Origin of the sequence: Citrifermentans bemidjiense Bem (assembly GCF_000020725.1) — a bacterium.
Lineage (GTDB): Bacteria > Desulfobacterota > Desulfuromonadia > Geobacterales > Geobacteraceae > Geomonas > Geomonas bemidjiensis.
The window spans coordinates 4379665-4399640 of sequence record NC_011146.1 but is presented as its reverse complement, the minus strand read 5'-3'; the positions used below and the strand labels follow the sequence as shown (position 1 = coordinate 4399640).

Here is a 19976-nt window from a genome sequence, read left to right as displayed (position 1 = left end):
CATGGAAGGTCTCTGGTACAAGGAGTGCTCCAACGGCAGGCGTTTCATCATCAAGATTACGCCGGGCGAAAGCCTCACCACGAGGCTTTTGCAGTTCGCGCACTTAACCGACGTGCGCTACGCCATGATCGTCTCGGCCCTGGGGAGCGTGAAGAACGTGAGGCTGCGCGGCATCAAGACCGGCGCCAGGCTTCCCATCACCGAACCCCGCATCACCATCCACGACATCGAGGGGCCGTGCGAGCTCTTGGGGCTGCAGGGGAACATCGTCCCCGGCGAGAGCGACCTTCTCGACTACCACTTCCATATCATGATGTCCAAGTCCTCCGGGGAGGTGGTCGGGGGGCATCTCTACGACGCCGAGGTCTTCGCCACCTGCGAAATCGTCCTCACCGAACTGGACGTCTCGGGGGTCGAACGCCACGTCTCCAAGGTGGGAGGAATCCCTACCATCTACATCGACGAGGAGGCACCTTGATGCCGGATTACAAGCTCAGGCGCTCGCTTTTGTACGTCCCGGGCAACATGCCCTCCATGCTGCAAAACATCCCCATCTTCAACTGCGATTCCGTGATCATCGACCTGGAGGACGCGGTTCCGCTCTCCGAGAAGGACGCGGCGCGCCACCTGGTGAAGCGCTTCCTCATGCAGTACACCGACCGCAACAAGGAGCTCCTGGTCCGGATCAACCCGCTCGATACCCGCTGGGGGTACGAGGACCTGAAGGTGGTGCTCCCGGCCATGCCGGATGGCATCCGCCTCCCCAAGGCCGACACCCCGGAGATCGTGGAGCGGCTGGACACGCTTTTGACCGAGTTCGAGGAGGAGCTCGAGGTCGAGATCGGCCGCTTCGGCATCCTTCCCTCCCTGGAGAGCGCGCTCGGCGTCATCAACGCGGTGGGGATCGCCCGGAGCTCGCAGCGCATCTTCGCCCTCGCCTTCGGCGCCGAGGACTACACCGCCAGCATGGAGATCGAGAGAAGCCGCGGCGGCGAGGAGCTCTTCAACGCCAGGACCCGGGTCCTTTGGGCCGCCAAGGCGAACGGGATCCAGGCGCTCGACACCATCTTCGCCGACGTGGGGGACATGGAGGGGCTTAGGGCCGAGACCGAGCTGGCCAAGAGGCTCGGCTACACCGGCAAGTGCCTGGTGAACCCGCGCCAGATCGAGGTGGTGCACGAGGTCTTCGCCCCCAAAAAGCACGAGGTGGAGTACGCCCTGCAGGTGATCGAGGCGATCCAGCGGGCGCGGCAGCTTGGTACCGGCGTCATTTCCCTCGGGGGGAAGATGGTGGACGCCCCGGTGGTGAAGCGGGCGGCGCGCGTGCTGAGGACCGCCTACGCCCACGGCATGGTCGACACCCTGATAGACGAGGAGGCGATACATGGCGCTCAATAGCCTGGGCCGCGAGATCCCGGAAAGCTACGCGGGGAGAAAGCTCGTCCCCTACGGCGACCCCTACTCGATCACCCCGAGTGGGAGCGTCGCCGCCCGCCGCCTAAGGCGCGTCAACCCCGGCGCCTCGAAGCTCCTGTCGAGCTTGAGGGAAGCGATCGAGGCGAGCGGCCTGAAAGACGGCATGACCATCGCCACCCACCACAGCCTCCGAAACGGCGATTTCCTTTTGAACCGGCTGGTGGCCGAGATCGCCGACATGGGGATCCGGGGGATCTGGATCGCCTCCTCCTCGGTGCACCCGGTGCACGCTGAGATCATCCCCCACATCAAAAGCGGCGTAGTCGCCGGCTTCCACTGCGGCGTGAACGGGCTGATCGGCGAGATGGCGAGCCGCGGCGAACTCTCCTGCCCCATCGTGGTCAGGACCCACGGCGGCAGGGCCCGCGCCATCATGGAAGGGTCGGTGCAGGTGGACGTGGCCTTCATCGCCGCACCCTGCTGCGACGAGTACGGCAACATGAACGGCTACAGCGGCCCCTCCGCCTGCGGCAGCCTGGGATACGCCCAGACCGACGCCCTGCACGCCGCCTGCGTCGTCGCGGTCACCGACAACCTGGTCCCCTTCCCGGTGGTGCCGGTCAGCATCCCCCAGACCCTCGTGGACTACGTGGTGACCGTGGACCGGCTGGGGGATCCGGCAAAGATCGTCTCTACCACCACCAGGATCACCACGGATCCCGTTGGGCTCCAGATCGCCAGCTTCGCCTCCCAGGTGATCGAGGCCTCCGGGCTCCTGAAGGACGGCTTCTCCTTCCAGACCGGCAGCGGCGGCATCTCCCTAGCCGTCTCGGACAAGGTGAGAAACGCCATGCGCCGCGGCAACATCAAGGGGAGCTTCGGCTGCGGCGGCATCACCGGCTACTTCGTGGAGATGCTGGAGGAGGGGCTTTTCGGCGCGCTGATGGACGTGCAGTGCTTCGACCAGGAGGCGGTGAAGTCGATAGCGAAAAACCGCGCCCACCAGGAGATCGGCGCCGACATGTACGCGAACCCGTTCAACGCGGGGGCCGTGGTGAACCGGCTCGACTGCGTGATCCTCGGGGCGACCGAGGTGGACACCTCCTTCAACGTCAACGTGAACACCGAGTCTAACGGCTATCTGCTGCACAACACCGGCGGCCACTCGGACACTGCGGCCGGCGCGAAACTTTCCATCATCGTGGCCCCCTCCATCCGCGGGCGCCTCCCCATCGTGCGCGACCGGGTCACCACCGTCACCACCCCCGGCGAAACCATAGGCGTAGTGGTGACCGAGCGGGGGATCGCGGTGAACGACCGGCACCCCGAGCTCAAGGAGGAGCTGATCAGGAGGAAGCTGCCGGTCAAAGAAATCGGCGAGCTGCAGCGCGAGATCTGCCGGGTGACCGGCACCCCGCAGCCGCTTCAGTTCGAGGACCAGGTGGTGGCGGTGATCGAGTACCGGGACGGGAGCATCATAGATGCCGTTAGACGCGTTAAGGAATAGCCTTTTGGAGGCGAGGGACTGCCGGCAGGCCCTTCTGGACGGGATGTTCCCCACCCAGTTCCCGGCCACGGTGATGCTCTCCTTGAACCTGCCGGGGACGGAGAAGACCGGGGAGCGGGCGGAGCGCCTGTTCCAATGGGGCGAGAAGGCGCTTCTGGGCGCGCTGAAGACGACGGACGCCGTGCGCGGATGCGACGACCTCGGGCCCTTCGCCATCTACCGCACCCGCCTCCCTTCGAAACAGGTGAAGCGGCTCGGGATCTCCCTGGAGTCGATGCATCCGGCGGGAAGGCTCCTAGACCTCGACATCTACGACCATGCCGGCCGCCCCGTTTCCCGGGTCGGGCTGGATATCGCGCCCCGCGCCTGCCTCATCTGCCCCGAACCCGCCCTCGCCTGCATCCATGCCAGGCGCCACCAAAGCGAGGAGCTGATGCTGCGCGCCCGGAGGATCATCGATGCGCTCTGAGCTTCCCACGCTCTCCCTGAACCTGGTGCGCGGCGCCTTCATGGAGCTCTACCTTACCCCCAAGCCGGGACTGGTCGACCTGAACGATTCCGGCTCCCACCGCGACCTCACGCTGCACCGGATGGAAACCTCCCTGAAGATCGTTTCCGCTTACCTCGCCGAAGTTGCCGACAGCCTCGCGCGGGGGGAGGAGCTGGCCGCCCAGGTGCGGCTCGGGGTGGCGGCGGAGGCAGCGATGCTTCAGAGGGCGGGGACCAACTGCCACAAGGGGTACATCTTCCTCTCCGGGCTCCTCCTTTGCGCCGGCTCGCAGGTGGCGCGCCGCGACGAGGGGGAGCTCAGCGCCGCCGTGGGGCGCCTGGCCAAGCGCTTCTTCGACCGTCCGCACCCCCAGCCGACCAACGGAAGCCGCATCCGCAACAGCTCCGAGGCACAGGGGGTGATGGGGGAGGCGCTGGCGGGGTTCCCCTCGCTCTTCGGCGCCGCACTTCCCGCCTTCAGGCACGAGATCGCCAGGGGCGGAAACCGCGGCACGGCGGTCTACGCGATGCTTGGGCGCCTGATGGCCACCGTCGAGGACAGCACGTCCCTGCACCGCTGCGGCAGGGAAGGGCTCGCGACGGTCAGGGAGGACGGGCGGAAGCTGGAACTCCTGGTGCTGCAGCGGGGCGACTTCCTCGGTTTTCTTGCCGAAAGGAACGAGGCCTACATCAGCCGCAACTTGACCATGGGAGGGGTCGCCGACCTCCTTGCCCTCTCCTTCGCCTGGCTCGCCCACACCGGCGAGCTTGATCTCGCCGCTTCCTGAAGTCCTCTAACACAGATCCCCGTTTGACAAAGGCAATTTTGGCGCCTTTTTAATATCGCCTCTGCTTTCACAGCTGCCCATTAATTAACCCGGCTCGACCGGACTCTCCTGTTTATGATTCTCAGGGAGGCGGCATGGATCTCAGGGAAATGAGCGACGCGCAGGTCTGCAGGCACCCTTGGGAGACGGCCCGTGCCGCGGCCGTTGCCAAACTGCTGGAGCCGTACCTGCGCCACGGGTTGTCGGTTCTGGATCTGGGTTGTGGCGACGGCTATCTCAGCCGTACCGTTTTTCAGGATGTTGCAGGGAGCCGGGTGACGGCGGTCGACCCGAACCTGAGCCCGGAGCAACTCGCGATGCTGCGGGAAAAGGGGGACGGCATCGCCTACCAGACCGAGCTTCCCCCCGAGAAAAGCCGCTTCGACCTCACCTTGCTTTTGGACGTTCTCGAACACGTGCCGGAGGACCGGGCCTTCCTGGCCCAGGTCGTGGCGCGGCACGCGGGAGAAGGGGGACGCGTGCTGGTGACCGTCCCCGCCTTCCCGGCCCTTTACAGCGGCCACGATTTTTCGCTGGGGCATTACCGGCGCTACCGCTTGCAGGAGCTTACGCGGCACTTGACTTGCGCCGGGCTCGCCGTCCTCGCCTCGGGGCACCTCTTCGGTTCGCTCCTTCTCCCCAAGTACCTTCTTTTCAAGGTGGCAGACCGCGCCCGCGGCTCGGAGGGGGTCGGCTCTTGGAGCGGGGGGCGGATGCTCACCGCGCTCCTTAAAAACTGGCTTTGGCTGGAAAATTCCCTGATGATCCTCTTGGCGCGCCGAGGGGTGAGGCTGCCCGGACTCACCGCCTGGGCGCTGTGCGAAAAACAACCTGGCGGGCCTTGAGCCGCGCCGCCCCCTACCCGCCGCAATTCCCCGCACCCCTTGCTTGCCCCGCAGTTTCCCATATCATGTTGGCCAAATTGAACGCTGTTTTAATTGACAGCGAGGCGTGTAATGACGTATACAAGTTGGACTTTTTACCCGGCGTTCCGCGTCTTAGCGGCAGCTGCAGGGGAGATCACTTCGGCCCGGTACGCTTTTTCGCGTCCCGTCGCCACCACACACAGGATGGAAACAGCACATGTTGAATCTGAAACCGGAGGTCGTTGCCCAGCTTGAGCGAGTGCTCAGCTCTGTCGAAATGCTGCTCCCCAGGGCCGTGAAAGCGGTGGACTGGACCAAGTGCCACGCCGCGAATTGGCGTCGCCATTCCTTCTCGGGATACCTCGAGGCGGTAAAGGTGACTGACAACACCAGGCTGGAAGAACTCTTAGGCTGCGAGAAGCAGAAAGAGGTGATGATCAACAACACCCGCCAGTTCCTTAAGGGGCTCCCGGCCAACAACGCGCTTTTGTGGGGTTCGCGCGGGACCGGCAAGTCCTCCATGGTGAAGGCGCTCCTGAACGAGTACGGGCGCGAGGGGCTGCGCGTGATCCAGGTGGAGAAGGAAGACCTGATCTATCTCTCCGAGATCTTCAGCGCGGTCGAGAACGAGCCTTACCGCTTCATCCTTTTGTGCGACGACCTCACCTTCGAGGTGGGGGAGCTTTCCTACAAGATGCTGAAAAGCGCGCTGGACGGCTCCGTTTATTCGGCGCCGGAAAACGTGCTGATCTACGTAACCTCCAACCGCCGCCACCTGCTCCCCCAGTACGAGACCGACCTTTTGGGGGGCAAGTACGTGAACGGCGAATTGCAGCAGAGCGAGGCGATGGAGGAGAAGGTCTCCCTTTCCGACCGCTTCGGTCTCTGGGTTCCCTTCCACGTCTTCACCCAGGACCGTTACATCGACGCGGTGCGCCAGTGCGTCGAGCGGGAGGCGGCGACCCGCAACCTCACCATCCCCTGGACCAAGGAGCTGGAACTCGATGCCATCCAGTGGTCGCACGACAAGACCAAACGCTGCGGCCGCACCGCTTTCCAGTTCTCCAAGAACTGGGTCGGGCGCTATCTGCTGACTCAGGCGGGAGCGTAACAAGGATAAAATTCGGAGCCACTGGCTCAGCAGCTTTACTATGAAAGAACACGACCGGCGTCCATCGTTATCGATGGGCGCCGGTTTTTTTTGATACAGGGAAGTTTCTGCATAGGTTTAACGAGAGATCAGGTCCTTCTGCGTAAAGACAAAGAGGGCCGACCTGTTACACTTGGTATTTTTCTGTGTGACCGGGACAGACGCTTCTTTGACGGCTCTGGGTGTCTCTCACTCAGATGGGGCTGCTATCCGGAAGCGGATGCGGAGCAAGGGTTAGTAGCTGTCGCTGTGGGAAGCTCTCCGGGAGATGACGGCTGAACAGAAATTGCCTTGACATACCCCAGTGGAGTATTTATATTCAGCTTCACATATATATTAATTCAAGGACGAAACGGTTCCAAGGAGGGATGCCGGGTGAGCCGAAAGATAATGCCGCTGATCGTAATGTACTTCGCACTCCTCGCGGCGCCGGCCTTGGGGGAGACGGTCACCCTGCGCGAGGCGGTGCACCGGGCCCTCGAGAGCAACAACCTGCTGAAGGCGGCGTCGTTCCAGCGGGGCGCGGCGGAGCAGGAGGTCGCGGTCAGCAAGAGCCGCTACCTTCCCCGCGTTCAGGCCGAAAGCGGCGTGGTTCTTTCCAATACCCCATCGAGCGTCTTCATGATGAAGCTGGACGAGGGGCGCATCAACCCTTCCGGCGACTTTGCCGCCGACACCCTCAACAACCCGTCGCCGCGCGCGGATTTCCGCACCTCGGTCTCGCTTGAGCAGCCGCTTTTCGATCTCGGGATCGGGAACGGCGTGCGCATGGCGGACAAGAACGCCCAGGCGGCAGATCTCTCCCTCCAGGGGAGGCGCGAGGAGGTTGCCTTCCGCGTCTACCTGGCCTATCTCGGGGTGCGGCGCGCCCAGGCCTACTGCAGCATCGCAGACCAGGCGCTGGCCAACGCGAAGGAGCATGATCGCCTGGCCGGGTTGCGGGAAAAGGACGGCCTGGGGCTTAAATCCGACCGGCTGCGCACCGCGACCGCGCTATCCGAGGCGGAGCAGCGGCTGGTATCGGCGCAAAACGACCTGTTGCTGTCACGCATGAGGCTGAACCTGGCGGCCGGCGGCGAGCAGGGGGGAGCGTTGGATATAGGCGAACTCCCCGAGATAAAGGAACCGGCACTGCCCCAGCAGGACCTGGTGGCGCTGGCCCAGCAAAGCCGCCCGGACCTGAAAGCGGACGAGACCTCGGTGCAACTGGGGGAACTCGCGGTACGACAGGCAAGGGACGCCTACTTCCCCACCGTTTATGCCCGGGGGGCTTACCAGATAAACGACCGCGACCTCCCGCTGGGGATGGACAAGGATTCATGGAACCTGGGGGTGAATCTGCGTTGGGAGCTCTTCGACGGCGCCAGGCGCTCCCATGAGAAGACGAAAGCCGAGCTTAGCCGCAAGGCTGCGGCGGCGGTGCTGGAAAACGACCGCAGAGAAGTGGCGCTCCAGGTGACCGAGAGCGTGCTCAGGCGCCAGGAGGCTCTGCTCAGGTTGGAGAGCGCACGGCGGGCGGTGCAGGACGCCGAGGAAGGTGTGCGCCTGGTGGCGCTCCGCTTTGGCAACGGGCTCTCCCCGCTGGTAGAGCTGATGGATGCCGAAGCGGCGTTGAACCGGTCCCGGGCCAGCCTGGTCGAGGTGGAGAACAACCTCCTCGCCTCAACCGGCGAGGTCTATTTCCGTGCGGGGGTATTTCTGAAGGAGGTCATCCAATGAGAAGCTACCGGGCCGCAGTTCTCGCCCTCATGATAGCGTCGGCTCTCGGCTGCGGGAAGAAGGAAGAGCATGCCGTCCAGCAGAGTACGCCGCCGGTGGTGCGCGGGGTGACGGTCGCCGCCGTGGCGGCCGAGGAGCTCCCCGAGGTGCAGGAGGCGGTCGGCACGGTCCGGGCCCGCTCCAGCGCGGCCATCTCCGCCAGGCTTTCGGGCAGCGTGACCGCTGTCTATGTCCGTGAAGGGGACCGGGTCGGCAAGGGGAAGCTACTGGTTGCCATCGAGGCGGTTGAAAGCGGCGCGGCGGCGGCGGGAGCGTCCTCCGGCGTCGACGAGGCGTCCCGCGCCCTCTCCGAGGCCCAGGCGCGGAAGAAACTCGCCGACGTCACCTTCGAGCGCTACAGCAGGCTCTTCGAGCAGCAGGCGTTGACTCGGCAGGAACTGGACACGCGGAGAACGGAACAGGAGGTGGCGGCGCAAGGGGTCGCCCGTGCCGAGGCAAGGCTCGCGCAGGCGCGCCAGAGCGCAAGAGCGGCAGGCGCCGTTGCCGGATATGGCCGGGTGACCGCTCCTATCTCCGGCGTGGTGGTATCGAAACAGGCGGAGGCCGGGCAAACCGTCTTTCCGGGAACCCCGCTTCTGACCGTGGAGGGGGAGAGCGGGTTCCGCCTCGAAGTTGCCGCGCCGGAAGGGCTGCTCGGCAAGGTGAAGCAGGGAGACCGGGTGCCGGTGTCGGTCGAGGGGGTCCAAGCGGTGGGGACCGTCTCCGAGGTGGTGCCCGTAGTCGACCCAGCCAGCCGCACCTTCACCGTAAAGCTTGACCTTTCGACCGGTGCGCTTCGCTCCGGCAGTTACGGCAAGGCGTTTTTCAAGACAGGTTCCCGGCAGGGAGTAGCCGTTCCCGCCCAAGCCGTGGTGGAGCGGGGCTCGCTCACCTCCGTGTGGGCCGTATCCCCGGAAGGGATAGCGAGGCTCAGGTTGATCCGGCTGGGGAGGAACCTGAACGGCCGGGTCGAGGTGATCTCCGGGCTTGCCGCCGGCGAAAAGGTGGTCACCCAGGGCACGGAGCGCCTGGTGGACGGCGCCAAGGTGCAGTGACCCATCAGAGCGGCAGTAGATAGCTGGTTGTTGCCGGGTTCACGCCTCTGGTCCCCCTCCCTTGACGGGAGGGGGTTAGGGGGTGGGTGCAGCTGCCACGAAGTATCGCCCAACCAGAATTGGCGCCCTCCCCCACCCCCCGGCCCCCTCCCGCAAGGGGAGGGGGAGTAATGTACGGCCGGTTCACTGCCGCGTCTTGTTAACCACTGGAGAAACAGATGAATAACTTGGGCTTCGCGGGGAAGATCGCCCGCGCCTTCATAGACTCCAAGCTGACGCCGCTCATCGTGGCCGCCTCGCTGCTGCTGGGCCTCTACTCGATCGTCGCCACGCCTCGAGAGGAGGAACCGCAGATCGTGGTTCCCATGGTGGACATCTACTTCCCCATGCCGGGCTCCTCGCCCAAGGAGGTGGAGGAACGCCTGATCAACACCTTCGAGAAGAAGATCTGGGAGATCAAGGGGGTCGAGTACCTCTACTCGGTGAGCAAGCCGGGCATGGGGATGATCACGGTCCGCTTCCTCGTGGGCGAGGACATGGAGAACTCGCTCGTCAAGCTCTACAACAAGGTGATGAGCAACCGCAACTTCCTCCCCCCCGGCGCCGCCGAACCGCTGGTGGTCTCCAAATCCATCGACGACGTCCCCATCCTCTCACTTACCCTCTGGTCGGACCGCTACGACCACCATGCCTTGAGAAGGGTGGCGAGGGAACTCTGCGACGACCTGCAGAAGGTGGACAACGTCGCCAACTCGGAAATCCGCGGGGGAGTCTCGCGCGAATTGAAGGTGAGACTGGACGCCGCCCGGCTCTCGTCCTATGCCCTCACGCCGGTCGCCGTCATGGGCGCCCTGGAGCGGGGAAACGTGGCCCAGCGCGCAGGCGCCGTCTCCTCCGGAAACCGCGACTACAAGCTCGACGCGGGGAGCTTCATCTCGACCCCGGAGGACGCCCGCAGGCTGGTGGTGAGCGTGAAGGACGGCCGCCCGGTCTACCTCTCGGACGTGGCAACGGTGACCGACGACGTCCAGGAGCCGAAGGATTACGTCTTCTTCGGCCTGGGCCCGGCGGCTGCACACAAGGGGCTCAAGGGGGGAGCGGCGGATTACCCGGCGGTCACCATATCGATCGCCAAGAGGAAGGGGGCCAACGCCACCTGGGTAGCCGAGGACCTGCTGAAACGGGTCGAGTTCCAGAAGGGTAAGCTCATCCCCTCCGAGATGCAGGTCACGGTGACCAGGAACTACGGCGAAACCGCCAAGGACAAGAACAACGAACTCCTCTTCCACATGTTCCTCGCGGCCATCTCGGTCACCATCCTCATCGCCGTCTTCATGGGTTGGCGTGCGGGCGCCGTAGCGGCCATCGCCATTCCGGTTACCCTCGCCCTCACCATGTTCATTTTCAACCGGATCGGGTACACGCTGAACCGGATCACCCTCTTCGCCCTCATCTTCTCCATCGGGATTCTGGTGGACGACGCCATCGTGGTGGTGGAGAACATCCACCGCTACTTCACCACGACCAGGCTGAAACCTCTGGAGGCCGCGGTGCGGGCGGTGGACGAGATCGGCAACCCGACCATGCTGGCCACCCTGGCCGTCATCGCCTCCATCCTCCCCATGGGGTTCGTGGGTGGGCTCATGGGGCCGTACATGCGCCCCATCCCGGTGGGGGCCTCCATGGCGATGGTCTTCTCGCTTTTGATCGCGCTCATCGTCACCCCCTATTTCGCCTACCGCTTCATGAAGGGTGAGTCCCACTACGGCAGCGAGGCGCCGCCCGACGAAAGCTGGATGACCCGCTTCTACCGGCGCCTCATGGGGAGGCTTCTGCACGACAAGAAGGTCCGCTACGGTTTCCTGACCACGGTGGTGCTCCTGCTGCTCCTCTCCCTTTCGCTGATCTACTTCAAGGCGGTGACGGTCAAGATGCTCCCCTTCGACAACAAGAGCGAGCTGCAGCTGATCGTGGACGCGCCGGAGGGGACCACGCTGGAGGAGAACGCCCGCATGGTGGCGGAGCTGGGGGAGGCGCTCAGGAAGGTCCCCGAGGTGACCGACTTCCAGAGCTACGTCGGGACCAACTCCCCCTTCAACTTCAACGGCCTCGTGCGCCACTACTACCTGCGCAAAGGGCCGAGCGTCGCCGAGATCCAGGTGAACCTGGTAGGAAAGGACGAGCGAAAGGGGCAGTCGCACGACATCGCCAGAAGGATCCGCCCGGCGCTGAAGGCGATCACGGACCGCTACCACGCGCGCATCAAGGTGGCCGAAATCCCCCCCGGGCCGCCGGTCATCTCCACCCTGGTGGCGGAGGTGTACGGCCCCAACCAGCAGAGCCGGGTGGAGATCGCCAAAAAGATCAAGGGGATCTTCGCCTCCACCCCGGGTGTGGTCGACGTGGACTGGTACCAGGAGGACGACCAGCCGAACCTGCGCTTCGAGGTGGACCGCGAGAAGGCCGCTCTCTCCGGGGTCGACGCGGCCCAGGTGGTGCAGACCCTGAAGATGGCGGTAGGGGGGACGGACGTGGGGATCATGCACGTCCCGCAGGAAAAGGAACCGGTGCACATAAACCTGAGGCTCCCGCTTGCTTCCAGAAGCGACATAGCCTCGCTCTCCTCCATCTATCTCGCAGGGAGCAAGGGTAACGTCCCGCTTTCGGAGCTGGTGCGCGTGGTGAAGGGGGTGGAGGAAAAATCGCTCTACAGAAAGAACCTGAAGAGCGTGGTCTACGTCACCGGGGACGTCGCCGGTGTGATCGAGGCGCCGGTCTATGCCATCCTCAAGATGCAGAAGGATATCGACAACATACCGCTTCCCGGCGGCTACCATATCGAGCAGCGCGCAGCAACGCAGCCCTGGAGCGAGGAGCGCCCCGGGATCAAGTGGGACGGCGAATGGCACATAACCTACGAGGTCTTCCGCGATCTGGGAGCGGCGTTTGCGGCGGTCATGGTCCTCATCTACGTCCTCGTCGTGGCCTGGTTCCGGGACTTCACTACGCCGCTCGTGATCATGGCCCCCATCCCGCTCACCCTGATCGGGATACTGCCGGGGCACGCCCTGATGGGAGCCTTCTTCACCGCCACCAGCATGATCGGCTTCATCGCGCTCGCCGGGATCATCGTCAGGAACTCCATCATCCTGATCGATTTCGCGGAGCTGCGCCGACGGGAGGGGATGGCGCTCGACGAGGCCATAATAGACGCGGGCGCGATACGCTTCCGCCCCATGCTGCTGACGGCGGCGGCGGTTGTGGTGGGGAGCTTCGTGATACTTTTCGACCCGATCTTCCAGGGGCTGGCCCTGGCCATGATGTGCGGCGAGATCGCCTCCACCACCCTTTCCCGGATCACCATCCCCATCCTGTACTTCATGGTGGAGTCCTGGAAGGAGAAGCACAAAAAGGGTGGCGAGGCGGAAAAACAGGTTGAGGCTCAGGTTTAGCTTGAGAAATGGTAGATAGAAATATTAAGATATAGCGCTGACGCAGCCAAGGCGGGGCGAGCATCTTGTACCCGACCTTGACCTGCCTTAAAGGAGGCTTCTTGTTACAGAACACAGCGGGAAAAATCGATCAGACGGTGGCCGGCAAGGTCGCCACGGATGCCGAGGGGCTCTACCGCTCGGGTAAGATGCATTGCGCCGAGGCGGTGCTTGCGGCCGTGAAGAACCAGTTCCTGCCGGAGGCGGGAGACGAGCTGTTGCGGTTGGCCGCCGGTTTCGGCGCCGGCTCCCGCTCCGGCTGCATCTGCGGCGCGGTGGCTGGGGGGACCATGGGGCTTGGGCTTGTCCTCGACGGCGACCGGCGCACGACCGCGGAAGTGACCCACGAGCTGCACCGCTGGTTCAAGGCACAGTACGGGGCCACCTGCTGCAAGGTGCTCTCCGCCAAAGGAAAAAGCGGCTGCCCCGGCATCACCGCGAGCGTGGCGGCAGCGGTGGCGCAACTCTTGGAGCGAAGAACCTGCGCCTAGGCAGGGGATAGGAGGAACACCATGTACATCGACAGGCTTTTAAGGCTCATTGCCGGGAGCTTCACCCTCATCTCGCTGGCTCTGGCCCATTACCATGACCCCCGGTGGCTCTGGTTCACCGCCTTCATCGGGCTGAACCTCTTGCAGTCCGGATTCACCGACTGGTGCCCGATGATGACCATCCTGAAAAAGCTCGGGGTGTCGAAGCTCCCGCCGCAGGCTTCCCCCAAGTGAGTTGCCGGATCAGGATACTCTGCGACAACAGCGCCGGGCCGCTCTCCGGGACCCTCGGGGAGCACGGTTTTGCCGCCTTGGTGCAGCAGGGGGAAGAGTCGCTCCTCTTCGACACCGGCGCCGGGGAGACCCTGTTGCACAACGCCCAGCGCATGAACGTCGACCTGCGGAGCGTCGAGCAGGTGGTCCTCTCCCACGGGCATTACGACCACGCGGGGGGGCTCTGGCCGCTCCTGCAGGCGGCCGGCCCCAAGAAGGTGCTGGCGCATCCCGACGTCTTCGCCAGGCGCTACGTGTTCCGCGAGGGGGCGGCCCACTCGGTCGGCATACCCTACTCCGAGGATTTCCTCGCCGGCCTGGGGGCCGCCTTTTCCTACGGGGATGCCTTCAGGGAGATCCTGCCGGGGGTGTTCCTCACCGGGGAGGTGCCCAGGCTGTCTAGCTTCGAGGAGGGGGACGCCGGCCTTTTCTGCGACCTCGCCGGCTGCCGGCGCGATACGGTCCCGGACGACCAGTCCCTGGTCATCGTGACGGAGAAGGGGCTTTTGCTCCTTCTGGGGTGCTGCCATGCCGGGGTGGTCAACACCATCGAGCTCGCCCGGGAGAAGACCGGGGTGGGGGAGGTGTACGGGGTGGTGGGAGGATGCCATCTCGCCTTCTCCTCGCAGCCCCAGGTCGATGCCACCATCAAGGCCCTTAAGAAGTACAAGGTTAAGAAAGTCTCCCCCGGCCACTGCACCGGTTTCCACGCGGCGGCGCGTCTGGCCCGCGAATTCCCTGGCGGATTCAAGCCTCTGCAGGTAGGATACCTGCTCGAAGTCGAATAAATTAACAACGAAGGGGTTCATCGATTATGAGAGTCTTTGCCGTACTTTTTTCCCTGGTGCTTTTTGCCGTTGCCCCCTCCTTTGCCACCGGTGCGGTCAACGTCAGCTCCGCCCAGGCCCGTGCGCTCCTGGCGAAGAACGCCAAGATGGTGGTCCTGGACGTCCGCACCCCAGAGGAGTACCGGCAGGCGCACCTGAAAGGATCGCTCCTGATACCGCTGGGCGACCTCGGCAAAAGGGTGCAGGAGATCCCGCGGGACCGGCCGGTGCTGGTATACTGCGCCGTCGGCGCCCGCTCGCAGACCGCAGCCAGCTTCCTTGCCTCGAAGGGGTACCGCGACGTGTACAACATGGCCGACGGCCTGGTGGGATGGTACAAAAACGGGCTCCCGCTGCAGACCGGCTCTTCCCGCTGACAAGCCGCCGGGGCAACCCGGCGGTCCTCTTTTTTCTTCCCCGCTACTTCTTCCCCTCCCCTGGAACCTCTCCACAATCTGGTAGAATTTTGCAGGCCTTTTTGGCTCAAGATATGCACACCTATTTCCGATAAGCCAAGGACGGCTTTAAGGTCCAGGCGGAGGTGCCATGCAGGTGGAACCTGAAAAAAACGCAGCCATGCTCCTGGAGCGGCTCGACTGCGGCGTCGTGCATCTGGACGACACCGGAAAGGTGCTCCTCGTCAATAGCAAGGCAGAAGAACTACTCCACGTCCAGCGCGGCCGGGTGCTGGGGCGCAGGGTCGACATGCTCCCCTTGCGTACCCCGCTTTACCGTGTGTTGAGCGAGGACTCGCAGGACGCTCCGGTGGAGATGAGCTTAGAAGGGACCGTGATCCAGGTCCGCTCCTTTGGCCTGCCGGCCGGATGCGGCGGGGGGGAGCTGTACCAACTGCGCGACGTAACCGCTGAAAGAAAAGAGAGGCGGCAGCGCGAGGAGTTCGTGGCGATGATGACCCACGACCTCAAGTCGCCGCTCACCGTGATCATGGGGTACATCCAGGCCCTTGTGGGGGAAAAGGCGAAGATCGACGCCTCGCTGCACCTGTTCCTCGGGGAGATGGACAAGAGTTCGGCGAAGATGCTCTCCATGATCGACGACGTGCTGGACGCCTACCGGCTGGAGGCGGGTCTTTTACAGATCGACCGCTGCCGTTGCGACATCCGCCCCTTGCTGGAGGGTTGCAGCCGCGACGGCGAGCGCGAGGCGGCGGTGCACGGCTCCTCATTCCAAAGCGAGCTCTGCGACGAGATCCCCCCGCTGGAATTAGACTCGAAGCAGATCAGCCGGGTCTTCGCCAACCTGATCGGCAACGCGGTGAAATTCACCCCCAGGCGCGGCACCATCACCTTCAGCAGCGAGGTTCGGGACGGATTTCTCCGGGTACAGGTCGCCGATACCGGTATCGGGATTCCGCCCGAGGAGTTGCCGCGGATCTTCAACAAGTATTTCCGGGCTCAGGGCGCGCACGGTTTCAAGGGGACTGGCCTCGGCCTCACCATCAGTAAGGCGATCGTGGAAGCCCACGGCGGCAGCATCGGCGTGGAGAGCACGGCCGGCAAGGGGAGCCGCTTCTCGGTCCTTTTGCCGCTGCGGGAGGAAGGAAGTCATTTAAGCGTTAAAGTTCAGGGCCAAGAAACCGATTAGCCTAGCATCGAGCCTAAAACAGCAGCAAAAAGACGCTGTTGCGACCGATACCACCTATCAGCCAAGGAGGAGCAAAACATGGGCAACGTATTAATAGTGGACGATTCCTCGACCATGAGAAAGATCATCTCCCGCAGCCTGCGCCAGGCCGGTCTTGCCGTGGACGACATCTACGAGGCGGGCGACGGCATCGAGGGACTTGCCGCCATGGAAGGAAAGAGCATCGACCTCATCCTCTCCGACATCAACATGCCGAACATGGACGGCCTCGAGTTCATCAAGAGCGTCAGGGCCAAAGGGGTCAAGACCCCCATCGTGATGATCACCACCGAGGGGGGCGAGGACATACTCAAGGAAGCCATCAGCAACGGCGCGAGCGACTCGATCAAGAAGCCCTTCACGCCCGATCAGCTCAACGAGAAGCTGGGAGGCTTGTTATGATGTCGCTGAACCAGGAAATCGCGCACGCGACACATCTGGAGGAGGCGGACCTGGCCGGCTACGTGATCAACGCCACCAAGGAGGTCTTCGAAACGATGGTGATGATGGCCTTGGAGGACAGCTACCCCCTCAAGGAGCCGGTCACCGCGTTCCACTGCTCGGTCACCGGGATGGTCGGCTTGGCCGGCACCTACACCGGCATCCTCTCCATCCACTGTCCGCAGGAGTTCGCCCTGCGCATCACCTCGAACATGCTCGGCATGGACGTGGAGGAGGTGGGGGAGGACGTGAACGACGCCCTGGGCGAGATCGCCAACATGCTGGGGGGCTACGTGAAGCAGATACTCTCCAAGGGGGGGCTGGACATCAACCTCTCCATCCCGACCGTCATCTCGGGCGAGGATTATACGGTCAACTCGATGGCCGACAGCGACTGCGTCATCATCCCGTTCACCAACGAGGGTGACCGCTTCCTGGTCGGGCTGAAGCTGAGAAAGGAACTCTAGGCGGTAGGCGATGGCTGCATACGAAAAGCTACAATCCATGTTGGACGCCGCCATGAAGCAGGCCGGCGAGGAGAGCAGCATGCTCCTCGGCCAGAGCATGACGGTGGCAGCTTCCGACGTCTTGAACACGGACCGCAAGAGCTACCTGGGGGACGAGGACAACCCCATCTACGTGGTCGGGGTCGAGTCGCGCGAGGCCTATCCCGGGCGCTTCTACCTCCTCTTCTCGCTGGGCGACACCATCGTGATGAGCTCCATCCTGCTCGGCATCCCCGGGCCCAGGATCCAGGAGAAGCGCAGGCTCAGCATCCAGGAGCCGGACGACGTGGACGCCTTCGGGGAAATCGCCAACCAGATCATCGGCTCTTTCAATTCCGTGTTCCAGCCGAACCTTCCAGAGAAGGTGCACCTGAAGCTCCTCCCGCCGCAGAAGTACGTTCCCGGAACGGACGAACTGAGCGACGAAGCCCCCTTCCCCGACGGCGAGTACATGATGTACCGCGCCCCCCTGGAGATCGAGGGGCACGAGATGAGCATGCTGGACATCATGGTCCCGCACCCGCTGGCGAATCTCTTCGACCCGCAGCCCGAACAGCCGGCCGAGGAGGTGGCGGAGGAGACGGCCGAAGCCGCGCCGGAGGATGAGGCCGTAGCCGACTCCATCCTGGTGCTGGGTGACGACGAGTCGCGCCACGAACTGGTGCTGGGGCTCGCCGGGACCGGCCTCAACCTCATCGACGCGCCGCTTGGCGCAGACCTTCCGGGGCTCTTCTCCCAGGGGGAGGTCAAGATCGCCTTCATCACCTTAAAGCACACTACGGACCGCGACCTGGCCATCTGCAAGAGGGTGGTCCCGATGGTGGACCGCAAAGGGGGCGCCGTGGTGCTCTGCGCGCCGGAGTGGACCCGCAGTTCGGTCCTGAAGGCGCTCAAGGCGGGGGTGAAAGGTGTCCTCATGCCCCCCTTCGATCCGCAGGAGCTGAACTCCAAGGTGGGAGAGATCCTGCACATCCCGTAGCCGAGTCAAAAAAACATCCCGGCCGGCAGTTTTTTTGACTGCCGGACCGCGCAGGACCCCCTCTTTCCCCGACCGGATCCGCATCGCAGTTAAAACCCCTTTTATTTCGAAGACTTAAGATCATGCTCGCGGGAGTGCATTAACGGCATGCCTTTTGCCTTGCTCCCCGCTATGATCTACACGTTGCGCACACCCCGCCCAGGGCTCACCCTGCTGCTCCTGCTCGTTGTCGCCTGCGCGCTCCCCGGCCGCGCGGAGGGAGAGCAGGAGAACCGTCTGCGCCGTATCGCCGTCCGTCCCCACCAGGAATTCACCAGGATCAACCTCTATTTCCAGTCCCCTCCCGATTACACGCTCAGGCTCTCTCCGGGACGGGTCCGCCTCGAGGTGAGGGGGGCCGACGCCCCGAGCTTCAGGAAGCTGCGCGGCTACGCGGATGCCAGGCTCTCCGGCATCTTCACCGAGCTGCGAGCCGGGGTCCTGAGCGTCTCCATTCCGGTGCGCGAGTCGGAGCCGGGGGTACAGGCGGTTTCCTACGGCAACCCTTCGGTCCTCTCGCTCGACATCGGGCCGGGGGTGAAGCGGGCAGGAAGGGTCGACATTGCGCCGGGGCGCGAGCCGATCCTCGCCGGGACCGAGCAGTTCGTGCGCGCCTTCGAATCGGATCCGGGAGGGGTTCCCTTCGCCCCCACCGACGCGAAGCTTTTGAAGGAGCTCTTCACCCCCGAGGAGCTGGCGCTCTTCCAGCAGGGGGAGAGCCTCCTTTACGAGGAGCAGGCCGAGGCTGCTGCAGGGGTCTTCACCACCTTCCTGGGGAAGCCCCGGGGGGCGCGGGCGCTCGCCTTTTACCGGCTCGGGGAGGCGCAGTTAGGGCTTGGGCGCGTCAAGGAGGCGCTGGACGCCTTCAAGCGGGGGGAGGCGGCCTGGCCGCAGTACCTGGAGCAGGCAGACGACATCCAGCAATCCTACGCCGACGCCCTGGCCCGAAGCGGCGACTTCGCCGCCGGGCGCCGCAAGCTCCTGCAGCTCATGGACCGCTACGTCGGCACCCCCTACCAGGCCGAGCTGATGAGCCGCCTGGCGGACCTGTCGCAGCGCCAGGGTAGGAAGCTTGCGGCGGCGGCCCTGTACCGAAGCGTCGTGGTGCACGCGCCCGGTAGCGCCGCGGCGGCAAGGGCGCGGCTGAAGCTTGCCGACCGTGAACTCTTCACCCTTTCCCGTGACCGTTACCGGGAACTTCTGGCCAAGTACCAGGGGATCTACCAGGCGCCGGGCGACTTCGCCACGAGGGACGAGGCGCTCTTCAAGACGGCGCTTCTGCTGGCCCTTTACGCCCCCCCCCGGGAGGCGCTGGAGGCCGCCATCAGCTACGACCGGCGCTACCCGCGCGGCATCTTCAGCACTATCGTCAAGCAGATGCGCGAGGAGCTGCTGCTCCCCTCCTACCGTGAGCTCGCCGCGTCAGGAAAGGACGAGGCCCTGGTGCAGCTCGCGCGGGAGAACCGTGAGCATCTCGCCCGGTGCTTCAGCGACCCCGCCTTCCCCGAGAGGCTCTCCCAGGCCTTCGACCGTACCGGGAAGCTGACCCAGGAGATGGAGCTTTTCGGTTACCTGGACGAGAAGAACTGGGCCGCGGCGGGCGCCGCGTTCATGCTCTCCCGCGTGGTGGACGATGCCGCCACCTTAGGGAACCAAGCGCAGGCTGAGGCGGTGGGGCGCAGGTTCCTGCAGCGCTTCCCGGCCGACGTGCGCGCCGCGAGGGTCAGGGAGCAGCTGGGGCGGATCGCCTTCGAGAAGGGGGACCTGCCGGCGGCGGGTGCTGAGCTTCGCTTCCTCGCCACCAAGGGAGGGAAGGCGCAGTTTCCCGACAGCGACTATTATCTCGGCAAGGCGCAGCTGGCCGCCGGCGACCACAGGGGCGCGGTGAGGAGCCTCGCCCGGTTCACCCAGAACGTGAGGGAGGACTCGGCGCTTCTTCCCGACGGCTACTTCACCCTGGCCGGGGCGCTTGCCGCCTGCAAGGATTACGACGGGGCGCTGGCGGCCTGCGAGGTCGGGGGTAGGGTCGTAGCCGGAGAGGGCGCCGCGCAGTTCAAGTACAAGGCCGGCGAACTCTTCCTGCAGCGGGGGGAGGTGGCCAAGGCTCAAGCGAGCTGGGAGAAGGCGGCAGCTTCCGGGGGGACCTGGGGGAAACTTGCCGGCGAGGCGCTTGCTGACCTCAAGTGGCGCATGAAGATCTCCAAGGAGCTCCCCTGA

The 19976-nt window shown here is 64.4% G+C and carries 19 protein-coding genes; all 19 read left to right on the top strand.

The window, feature by feature from the left end; translation table 11 throughout:
• The first annotated feature begins 1 nt into the window (after position 1).
• Positions 2–478: a PPC domain-containing DNA-binding protein gene (locus GBEM_RS19265; RefSeq protein ID WP_012532288.1), complete on the top strand. Its 477-nt coding sequence runs from the start codon at positions 2–4 to the stop codon at positions 476–478.
• Positions 478–1398, top strand: coding sequence for an HpcH/HpaI aldolase/citrate lyase family protein (locus tag GBEM_RS19260; protein ID WP_012532287.1), 921 nt, complete (start codon positions 478–480; stop codon positions 1396–1398). Before GBEM_RS19265 ends, GBEM_RS19260 begins: the two co-directional genes overlap by 1 nt.
• On the top strand, positions 1385–2923 hold the full coding sequence (citF, locus tag GBEM_RS19255) for a citrate lyase subunit alpha (RefSeq protein ID WP_012532286.1): 1539 nt from the start codon (positions 1385–1387) through the stop codon (positions 2921–2923). The genes GBEM_RS19260 and citF overlap by 14 nt, the downstream gene beginning before the upstream one ends.
• Positions 2898–3392 carry a citrate lyase holo-[acyl-carrier protein] synthase gene (locus tag GBEM_RS19250; protein ID WP_012532285.1) on the top strand — a complete coding sequence of 165 codons (495 nt, stop codon included), beginning with the start codon at positions 2898–2900 and terminating at the stop codon, positions 3390–3392. The genes citF and GBEM_RS19250 overlap by 26 nt, the downstream gene beginning before the upstream one ends.
• Positions 3382–4200, top strand: a complete 819-nt coding sequence (locus GBEM_RS19245; protein WP_012532284.1) for a triphosphoribosyl-dephospho-CoA synthase — start codon at positions 3382–3384, stop codon at positions 4198–4200. The genes GBEM_RS19250 and GBEM_RS19245 overlap by 11 nt, the downstream gene beginning before the upstream one ends.
• Positions 4201–4334: 134 nt before the next feature.
• A complete protein-coding gene (locus GBEM_RS19240; RefSeq protein ID WP_012532283.1) occupies positions 4335–5084 on the top strand; it encodes a class I SAM-dependent methyltransferase in 750 nt (249 codons plus the stop codon).
• Between the two features lie 238 nt (positions 5085–5322).
• Positions 5323–6216: an ATP-binding protein gene (locus GBEM_RS19235; RefSeq protein ID WP_012532282.1), complete on the top strand. Its 894-nt coding sequence runs from the start codon at positions 5323–5325 to the stop codon at positions 6214–6216.
• A gap of 414 nt (positions 6217–6630) precedes the next feature.
• Positions 6631–7974 (top strand): TolC family protein, encoded by a 1344-nt coding sequence (locus GBEM_RS19230; protein ID WP_012532281.1) that lies wholly within the window; start codon positions 6631–6633, stop codon positions 7972–7974.
• Positions 7971–9068 carry an efflux RND transporter periplasmic adaptor subunit gene (locus tag GBEM_RS19225; RefSeq protein ID WP_012532280.1) on the top strand — a complete coding sequence of 366 codons (1098 nt, stop codon included), beginning with the start codon at positions 7971–7973 and terminating at the stop codon, positions 9066–9068. Before GBEM_RS19230 ends, GBEM_RS19225 begins: the two co-directional genes overlap by 4 nt.
• A 218-nt stretch (positions 9069–9286) precedes the next feature.
• Positions 9287–12520: an efflux RND transporter permease subunit gene (locus GBEM_RS19220; protein WP_012532279.1), complete on the top strand. Its 3234-nt coding sequence runs from the start codon at positions 9287–9289 to the stop codon at positions 12518–12520.
• 101 nt (positions 12521–12621) lie between these two features.
• Positions 12622–13050 (top strand): C-GCAxxG-C-C family protein, encoded by a 429-nt coding sequence (locus GBEM_RS19215; protein ID WP_012532278.1) that lies wholly within the window; start codon positions 12622–12624, stop codon positions 13048–13050.
• Between the two features lie 21 nt (positions 13051–13071).
• Positions 13072–13284: a YgaP family membrane protein gene (locus GBEM_RS19210; RefSeq protein ID WP_012532277.1), complete on the top strand. Its 213-nt coding sequence runs from the start codon at positions 13072–13074 to the stop codon at positions 13282–13284.
• The gene (locus GBEM_RS19205) at positions 13281–14111 is read left to right on the top strand and encodes an MBL fold metallo-hydrolase (protein WP_012532276.1); all 831 of its coding nucleotides are present in this window, start codon (positions 13281–13283) and stop codon (positions 14109–14111) included. Before GBEM_RS19210 ends, GBEM_RS19205 begins: the two co-directional genes overlap by 4 nt.
• Positions 14112–14137: 26 nt before the next feature.
• Complete coding sequence (locus GBEM_RS19200) at positions 14138–14527, top strand: rhodanese-like domain-containing protein (RefSeq protein ID WP_012532275.1); 390 nt, start codon at positions 14138–14140, stop codon at positions 14525–14527.
• Positions 14528–14696: 169 nt separating this feature from the next.
• Positions 14697–15755 carry a sensor histidine kinase gene (locus GBEM_RS19195; RefSeq protein WP_012532274.1) on the top strand — a complete coding sequence of 353 codons (1059 nt, stop codon included), beginning with the start codon at positions 14697–14699 and terminating at the stop codon, positions 15753–15755.
• Between the two features lie 78 nt (positions 15756–15833).
• Positions 15834–16196, top strand: coding sequence for a response regulator (locus GBEM_RS19190; RefSeq protein WP_012532273.1), 363 nt, complete (start codon positions 15834–15836; stop codon positions 16194–16196).
• Positions 16193–16702 (top strand): chemotaxis protein CheX, encoded by a 510-nt coding sequence (locus GBEM_RS19185; RefSeq protein WP_012532272.1) that lies wholly within the window; start codon positions 16193–16195, stop codon positions 16700–16702. The genes GBEM_RS19190 and GBEM_RS19185 overlap by 4 nt, the downstream gene beginning before the upstream one ends.
• Positions 16703–16712: 10 nt before the next feature.
• Positions 16713–17720 carry a hypothetical protein gene (locus GBEM_RS19180; RefSeq protein WP_012532271.1) on the top strand — a complete coding sequence of 336 codons (1008 nt, stop codon included), beginning with the start codon at positions 16713–16715 and terminating at the stop codon, positions 17718–17720.
• A gap of 147 nt (positions 17721–17867) precedes the next feature.
• Entirely contained in the window at positions 17868–19976 is a 2109-nt protein-coding gene (locus GBEM_RS19175; protein WP_012532270.1) for a tetratricopeptide repeat protein, read from the top strand.